Here is a 5,658-nt window from a genome sequence, read left to right on the forward strand (position 1 = left end):
GGCCGTAGCCGGCATTGTTGATGACGACGTCGAGCCGGCCGAACCGCTTGTGCGCTTCGGCGATCGCGGCGTCGACCGCCCGTTTGTCGGTGACGTCGAGCTTCAGGGCGGCGATGTTGTCGCCATATTTCTCGACGAGATCGGCGAGCGTGCCGGCGTCGCGGGCGGTGGCGGCGACGCGATCGCCGCGGGCGAGCGCGGCCTCGGCCCAGACGCGGCCAAAGCCCTTCGACGATCCGGTGATGAACCAAACCTTGTTTGTCATGATGTGTATTCCTTGCCCTTGGAAGGCCGTGAATTCTCTCGGAGGAAAGCGGAGGAATCTCCGCTTACGGCATGTACGGCGCTGTCGGCGTTTTTCCAGATGCGTTCCGAGAAATAATCCGTGGGTCAGGGATAACGCACCGCACTTGACCAGGCGGGATCCTCATGCCTCTTCCAGTAGAGCGCCATCAACCGCTCGGTGATCGGACCGACCTTGCCGCCGGCGACCGGCGCGCCGTCGATCGTGGTGACCGGCATGATGCCGCCGGCGGTCGAGGTGATGAAGACCTCGTCGGCGCCTTTGAGAGCGGCGACGCCGACCGCTTCGGCTTTGACGGCGAGGCCGATTTCGGCGCACAGGTCGAAGACGGTGCGGCGCGTGATGCCGGGCAGCACGCCGACGGCGGGCGTCGTGAGCCTGCCGTCCCTGACGCAAAAGACATTGAAGCCCGGGCCTTCGGCGACATTGCCATTGAAGTCGAGGATGAGCGCGGTGTCGGCGCTACGGTCATAGGCATCGTAAAGGCCACGGACCAGATCGAGCCAATGGTAGTTCTTGATCGAAGGATCGATCGAGGCCGGCGGAATGCGGACCTTGTCGCTGATCGCGACATGCAGGCCGGTGCGCAATTGCTCGGCATTGGCGACCGAGCCGAAGGGGACGGCGAAAGCCATGAAGCGGTTGATCGCCTGGCGCGGGTCGCGGCTGAAGGTCGGCGAGGCGCCGCGCGTGCACAGCATCTCGACATAAGCCGCGCGATGGCCCGACAGCGCGACGCAATTGTGGAGGATCTCCGCAACGCCGTCGCGATCGAACGGGATCGTCATGCGCAGCTTCTCCAGCCCGCCGAAGAACCGGTCGAGATGCAGGTCGAGGCGGAAGAAGCGGCCGTCCCAGACGTGGACCGTGTCGTAGGTGGCGTCGGAATGCAGAAAGCCCCAGTCCAGCACCGAGATTTTGGCCTGCGACATCGGCAGATATTGTCCGTCGAGGAAGGCGACGCCGTCGGGATAGGCATGCGGATCGATGTGGTGTTCGGAGAGAAAGGGGAACGGCTTGGCTGGCGTGGCGGCTGCCTGGCTCATTTCATTCCTCCTCGGGCGTTCAGGTGAGGCAGGCTAGCGTCCGGTTGCGGAACAAGTAGAGCCAGGCAGGCAGCGTTGTTTGGCCTCACTCGTCCTCGTCGTCTTCCTCAAGCAACCGTGTCGCCCGCCAGCGGGTGAGCACCGCATTGGTCTGCTCGATGACGAAGAAGCGCGCCGAATCCCGGTCATAGCCTTCGGCGAGCAGCTTCTCGTAATCGGTGTGGGCATGGCGGATATGGGCGATCGTTGCCAGCCACACCGCGATGGTTGGCGGCAAGGTCTTCATGTGCACCGAACCGGCATCGGCGCGGATTTTCTCCATGTCGGCGTAGGGCGCGAGCGGAAGAAGCGCGGTCAGCGCCTTGGCGATGGCGCGGCGGCGGCCGGTGGGGGCGCTCATTTGTCGTCGCGTCCGGCGATGATCGCTTCGGGAAAGGCATCGGTTGAAGCGTAATAGGGCTTGATGTCGATGACCGGCGTGCCGTCGAGCACGTCGATGGCGTCGATCCCGATCCGTCCGGCCGCGATGTCGAGCGCGACGAGCTTTCCCACATGCAGGCCGACGGGGTTCGGCCGGGCAGGGGAGCGCAGCGAGAAAACGCCTTTCGATTCAGCCGCATGGCGCGGTTTCTGCACGATCAGATTTCGCGGCGCGTGATGGAGCCAGGACAGGATGACCATGTGGCTGGCGCGTTCCAGGTTTCGCAGCCCCGGGCGATAGGGCTCGTCGATCAGGACTGTCGCGGCCCGCCCGGATTCGCGGGCGGCGCGCATGTTCTTGGGGCAATCCTCGCGCCTCGTCCAGGGCGAGACGATGCGTCCGATAAAGACGACATGGCCGTCCGGCCGCAACTCCGCCGGATCGGCCGCAAGAAGCGTTTCACCTTCACGCGTCTCGAACATGCTCTTCACTCCGCGCAAGAACCGTCTGCCAGGCGCGGATCACGGCTGCGCCATTTTCTTGTCCGGAAGCGACATAGCGCTTGCCAGGGTTTCGAAATCGACATAAACATATCTTTATATCTTTCAACGAGAGCCCGCTCATGCATGTCTCGCTCGACACAATGGTAGATACATTGAAGGCGGCGGCCGAATCCAGCCGGCTACGCATCCTGGTGCTGCTTTCGCGCGGCGATCTCACCGTCTCCGACCTCACCGAGATACTCGGACAGTCGCAGCCCCGCGTCTCGCGCCATCTGAAGCTGCTGCTCGAGGCCGGGCTGATCGGCCGCTACCAGGAAGGGTCCTGGGCCTTCTTCCGGCTGACCGATACGGATAATTCGCGCGATTTCGTGCAGCGTCTGGTCTCCGGCATCAGCGAGGCCGATCCGCAGGTGGTGCGCGATCTCGAGCGGCTGGCGGCGGTGAAGCGCAAGCGGCAGGACCGGGCCGCCGAATATTTCTCGGAGAACGCCGCGAGCTGGGATCATATCCGCTCGCTGCATGTGCCGGACCGCGCGGTGGAGGCGGCGCTCATCAAGCTTGTCGGCAAGCGGCCGTTCCAGTCGATGCTCGACCTCGGCACCGGCACGGGCAGGCTGCTCGAAATCTTCGCGCCGCTCTACCGGCGCGGTGTCGGCATCGACATGTCGCGCGAGATGCTGACGGTGGCGCGCGCCAATCTCGACAAGGCCGGCATCGCCAACGCGCAGGTGCGCCAGGGCGATATCTTCTCGCCGCCGGTCGAGCGCAACGCCTTCGATCTCGTCACCATCCACCAGGTGCTGCATTATCTCGACGATCCCGCCCGCGCCATCGCCGAAGCGGCGCGGCTGCTCAGGCCATCGGGCCGGCTGATCGTCGTCGACTTCGCGCCGCATAATCTCGAATTCCTGCGCGACCAGCATGCGCATATGCGGCTGGGCTTCTCCGACCGGCAGATGTCCGATTGGTTCGCGGAGGCCGGCCTCGACCTCGAGGACAGCCAGGAATTCGAGCCGCGCGGCGGCAACGAGGCAAGGCTCACCGTCAAGCTCTGGCTCGGCCGCGACCGCCGCCTGCAGATCGCAGACCCGTCCAACGATTCCTTGCCAGTGAGGGAAACAGCCTGATGAACCAGTTCCGCTTTTCCCGTCGCCCCGACATAGGCGAGAAGGTCAGCGTCTCGTTCGAGTTCTTTCCACCGAAGACCGACGAGATGGAAGCAAGGTTGTGGGATACGGTCACAAGGCTGGAGCCGCTCAAGCCGGAATTCGTCTCGGTGACCTACGGCGCGGGCGGCTCGACCCGCGAGCGCACGGCGCGCACGGTCAAGCGCATCCTCAACGAGACGACGCTGACGCCGGCGGCGCATATGACCTGCGTCGACGCCGCGCGCGATCAGGTCGACACGGTCATCCGCGAGTTCGTCGACTTCGGCGTCACCCGTTTCGTTGCGCTACGCGGCGATCCGGCCGCAGGCGTCGGAACCTCTTATCGCCCGCATCCGGACGGCTACGCCAATGGCGCCGAACTGGTAGGGGCGCTGAAGAGCGTCGGCGATTTCGACATCTCGGTCTCGGCCTATCCGGAAAAGCATCCGGAAAGCCCGGATTTCGCCACCGACATCGACATGCTGAAGCGCAAGGTCGACAATGGCGCGACGCGGGCGATCACCCAGTTCTTTTTCGACAACGATCTTTATGAACGCTATGTCGAGCGGGCGCGCCGCGCCGGCATCTATATCCCGATCGTGCCGGGCATCCTGCCGGTGCATAATTTTACCCAGGTCGCCAATTTCTCGTCACGCTGCGGCGCGCTGGTGCCGGCATGGCTGGCCGAGCGTTTCGAGGGGCTGGAGAACGACCCGCAGACGCACGCGCTGGTGGCTTCGGCCGTGGCGGCCGAGCAGGTGCTCGACCTTGTCGAGCGCGGCGTCGGCGATTTCCATTTCTACACGATGAACCGTGCTGACCTGGTCTTTGCCGTCTGCCACATGATCGGCATCCGCTCGCATGAGGCGGAGGCGACCGGTTCGGCCGCGGCCTGAGGTCGGCGGAAATGGAAAAGGCCGGGTGGAAACCCAGCCTTTTCGAACTGTTGGACTATTCTCGGTGCTTGGTCTTCCCTCTTTGGCGGGTCAGGGAAGAACACCTATGATCAAGGCACCGATGAATGCGAATGCGGCACAAATCATCAAAGCGTTGATCGGCCTCGTCAGTCCCATGCCATAGCCTCCTCTTCAGAGCTATGGCAGGAGTCTAGGGGCATTTGGGCCACAGGCAAGCGGAAAACGTGCTGCAATGCGACATGATTGTGGAATTTGCGACCCGGGATTTGCCGTTAGCCGTTGAAACTCTTCGGCAAAAGCCGGCTTCGCCGTTGTGAATAAATTGTGGCGGCGGTGTGGCATGACAGCGCTACCATTGCCGAACAGCCGTCCGTCGATGGTGATGAGGCCCAATCCGATCAGCGTCATGCCGCCGATCTCGAACAGCGCCAGCCGCTCGCCCAGGAAGAGGAAACCGAGCAACACCGCGCTGGCCGGGACGATCAAGGTGACCAGCGAGGCATTGGTGGCGCCAGCCGAGGCGACGAGGTTGAAATAGAGGATATAGGCGAAGGCGGTAGACAAAAGCGCCAGGCCCAGCACCGCGGCCCAGACCGGCTGCGAGGCCGACAATGAGCCCGTCGGCCCATAGGCAATGAGCACGATGGGGATCATGATGATGGTCGAGGCGGTCAGCTGCCCGGTGGCGATGACTGGCGATGGCACGCCCTTGAAGCGGCGCGCGATCATCAAGGCGATCGCATAGGATACCGAAGCGCCGATCAGCGCGAATTGGCCCAGACCGGCCCGCCGGGTCCGGCAACAAGGCCCGGACCGATCATCACCGCAGTGCCGGCGACACCGAGCGCGATGCCGGCCAGCTTGTTCCAGGACAGTTTCTCATCGGTGGTGAGCGCATTGGCCAGGATCAGCGTCCAGAACGGCGTGGTGGCGGTGAGCACCGAGGCGACGCCGGCGCCGAGCTTAGTCTGGCCGGCGAAGATCAGCGAGAAGGGCACGACATTGTTGGTGAGCGCCAGCAGGAAGAACAGGCCGGCATGCGGGAAGGCGAGCCGGAACGAGGGGCCGCGGACCGCCAGATAGAGCTGAAGTCCGATGGCGGCGATGGCGACGCGGAACAGCACCAGCGCAAGCGGGTGGATCTCGGACACTGCAATGCGGGCAAAGAAGAACGAGCCGCCCCAGATTGCGCCGAGCAGAAGAAGCTGCCCCCAATCCTTGAGTGTCATCGGTCCGCGCGTCGGCGCGGCGGCGGCCGTAATCGACATGTCCTGTTCCTCCCCAGGCCGATCGCAATCTCGGCTTCACACCTCACCAAC

The 5,658-nt window shown here is 64.0% G+C and carries 6 protein-coding genes and 1 pseudogene; 2 read left to right on the forward strand and 5 right to left on the reverse strand.

Annotated elements, in window-relative coordinates:
• From EOA28_RS22790 to tsaA, 4 genes are all read right to left on the reverse strand, one after another.
• Positions 1-265: SDR family NAD(P)-dependent oxidoreductase (locus EOA28_RS22790; RefSeq protein WP_128315296.1), on the reverse strand; the 265-nt coding region annotated here is incomplete at its 3' end.
• A gap of 125 nt (positions 266-390) precedes the next feature.
• Positions 391-1,350 (reverse strand): D-amino acid aminotransferase, encoded by a 960-nt coding sequence (locus tag EOA28_RS22795; RefSeq protein WP_127250686.1) that lies wholly within the window; start codon positions 1,348-1,350, stop codon positions 391-393.
• Positions 1,351-1,435: 85 nt separating this feature from the next.
• Positions 1,436-1,750, reverse strand: a complete 315-nt coding sequence (locus tag EOA28_RS22800) for a DUF2293 domain-containing protein (protein WP_127250687.1) — start codon at positions 1,748-1,750, stop codon at positions 1,436-1,438.
• Positions 1,747-2,253: a tRNA (N6-threonylcarbamoyladenosine(37)-N6)-methyltransferase TrmO gene (tsaA, locus tag EOA28_RS22805; RefSeq protein WP_127250688.1), complete on the reverse strand. Its 507-nt coding sequence runs from the start codon at positions 2,251-2,253 to the stop codon at positions 1,747-1,749. Before tsaA ends, EOA28_RS22800 begins: the two co-directional genes overlap by 4 nt.
• Before the next feature lie 140 nt (positions 2,254-2,393).
• On the opposite strand from tsaA, the gene EOA28_RS22810 reads away from it, so the two are divergent.
• Together EOA28_RS22810 and metF are read left to right on the forward strand one after the other, a co-directional pair.
• Positions 2,394-3,401, forward strand: a complete 1,008-nt coding sequence (locus EOA28_RS22810; RefSeq protein ID WP_127250689.1) for a metalloregulator ArsR/SmtB family transcription factor — start codon at positions 2,394-2,396, stop codon at positions 3,399-3,401.
• A complete protein-coding gene (gene metF, locus EOA28_RS22815; protein WP_126060063.1) occupies positions 3,401-4,318 on the forward strand; it encodes a methylenetetrahydrofolate reductase [NAD(P)H] in 918 nt (305 codons plus the stop codon). Before EOA28_RS22810 ends, metF begins: the two co-directional genes overlap by 1 nt.
• Before the next feature lie 381 nt (positions 4,319-4,699).
• On the opposite strand, the pseudogene EOA28_RS22820 reads toward metF, so the two are convergent.
• A pseudogene (locus EOA28_RS22820) lies at positions 4,700-5,607 on the reverse strand (DMT family transporter); the annotation flags it as partial.
• Positions 5,608-5,658 lie beyond the last annotated feature (51 nt).

It is taken from the genome of Mesorhizobium sp. M2A.F.Ca.ET.067.02.1.1 (assembly GCF_004023285.1).
GTDB lineage: Bacteria > Pseudomonadota > Alphaproteobacteria > Rhizobiales > Rhizobiaceae > Mesorhizobium.